At 39.8% G+C, this 1831-nt stretch carries 3 protein-coding genes; 2 read left to right on the forward strand and 1 reads right to left on the reverse strand.

Features of this window, described 5'->3' with window-relative positions:
- Positions 1-264, forward strand: a 264-nt coding sequence (locus ACZFYI_RS19915) for a DinB/UmuC family translesion DNA polymerase (RefSeq protein WP_462525866.1), incomplete at its 5' end; no start/stop codon positions are given.
- Between the two features lie 78 nt (positions 265-342).
- On the opposite strand, the gene ACZFYI_RS19920 is transcribed toward ACZFYI_RS19915, so the two are convergent.
- Positions 343-678 (reverse strand): antibiotic biosynthesis monooxygenase family protein, encoded by a 336-nt coding sequence (locus ACZFYI_RS19920; protein WP_462525867.1) that lies wholly within the window; start codon positions 676-678, stop codon positions 343-345.
- Positions 679-721: 43 nt separating this feature from the next.
- Between ACZFYI_RS19920 and ACZFYI_RS19925 the strand changes: the two genes are divergently transcribed.
- Complete coding sequence (locus ACZFYI_RS19925; RefSeq protein WP_462525868.1) at positions 722-1771, forward strand: acyloxyacyl hydrolase; 1050 nt, start codon at positions 722-724, stop codon at positions 1769-1771.
- Positions 1772-1831 lie beyond the last annotated feature (60 nt).

Below are 1831 nucleotides of genomic sequence, written 5' to 3' on the forward strand. Positions count from 1 at the left end.
AGCCGAAGCGGGATCAAGGGAAGAACTGTCACACTCAAGATCAAATACCATGATTTCACTGTTCAGACGCGAAGCAAGACCTTTGAACAGTATCCTGAATCCGAAAAAATATGGGAAACGGTCATGGAACTTCTTCATCAAGAGGAACTCAAATCTCCTGTCCGCCTATTCGGTATCGGTTTGTCCAACCTAAATGTCGAAGAAGAGCAGGTCCATTTTGGAAAGCAGCTTTCGATTGAATTTGATGGTTTTCAGCCGCTGTAGACAGGGGCCAGTTTTCAATAGGAAGTGATCAGTTTTCAGATGGCAGTTTCAATTTTCCAATTTTTCAATTTTCCAATTTTAGAATTCAAACCCATAATCCCTCTCCACCAGACAAATTCTTGTCTTGTAGGAGGAATACCATTTTTCACGTCCCATGCGCTGTGCAAAGAGGTGTTCGCTGACCATTTTCCAGTTGCGGATAGATTCGAGGCTTTCCCAATAGCTGACTGTGATTCCGAGTCTTTCTCTTGCAGATTCATGACCGAGGTAACCTGGCTGTTTTTCCGCCAAGTTGACCATTTCTTCAGCCATCTTTCCATAACCCTCATCAATTTCGGTCCGTATGCTGCTAAAGATGACTGCATAGTAGGGTGGGGCAGGAGTATTGGCAATAAGACTTTCTTCTTTTTTCATTTCAGAATCTGGGATGTTTTTTCTCAAATTTGGATATTTAATCATGAAATTTACCCTCTTTATCGCTTTGTTTTTTTCATTCAGCTTTTATTCCAAAAGCCAAAATATCAAGCGTCTGGGAATGGAAGGGAATTATGGATTTATCATCCCTCATTCTCCGGAGCTCAGGTCTATTTCCAAATCACATCCTGTGGGTTTTACCCTTCACTATCAGACCCTAAACCCAAAAGAAGAAAGCTGGAATGCCTGTCATTGTTTTCATTATTTGGGGGTCCAATTTTCCTACCACAACTTTTCTAATCCCGATGTCTTGGGCTCAGCTTATAGCCTATCGGGAAGCTTTGAACCTATTTTGTGGAAGAGCAAAAGATCATCCATAAGCCTTCTTACAGGAGTTGGAATCAGTTATCTGAATGAGGTATACGATGAAAACAGCAATCCTGAAAACATCTTTTTTTCGGCACCGATCAGTTTTTTGCTTTTTCTCACGCCAAAGTTTGAATATAGATTTTCAGGTTTGTGGTCAGGCCATCTCAGTTTTGCCTATAACCATATTTCCAATGGCGGACAAAGGCAACCAAATAAGGGCATGAATTATCCCATGATAGGACTTGGGATAAACAGGTACTTAAATCCTGTTGCTTTTCCGAAATATGATAAAAAACCCTTATCAAAAGAATGGAATCGGTATTTGGAAAGTGGGTTTACAACCGGAGAATCACAATGGGCGGAAGGAAGAAGACCCGTTATTTCTCTTTTGGGAGGGGTTTATAAATCTGTTTCCTCGATCAATGCCTTAGGAGGAGGATTGGAATTGGTTTTGGATTACACGGTTGATGTTGAGAATTCTCGGATAGAGGCTTTGATGCCGGCACCGTATATCGCCAACCATTTTTTGTTTGGCAGATTTGATTTCAATCAAAAATTGGCTTTATATACATACAAGCCTTCGGGATATAATGAATACCTTTTTTACCAGCGATACACCTTGAATTACAGTGTTTTGAAAGGGTTTTCTTTAGGTTTTTCCCTCAAAGCCCATGGGCATGTGGCAGAATATATGGATATAAGGTTGGGCTATAAATTGAAATAGATTTCTAAATCAAGAATTATATATTTGATTTTCAGAAGATTTGTTTTTTGTATTGTTTTT

It is taken from the genome of Aquiflexum sp. (assembly GCF_977115555.1).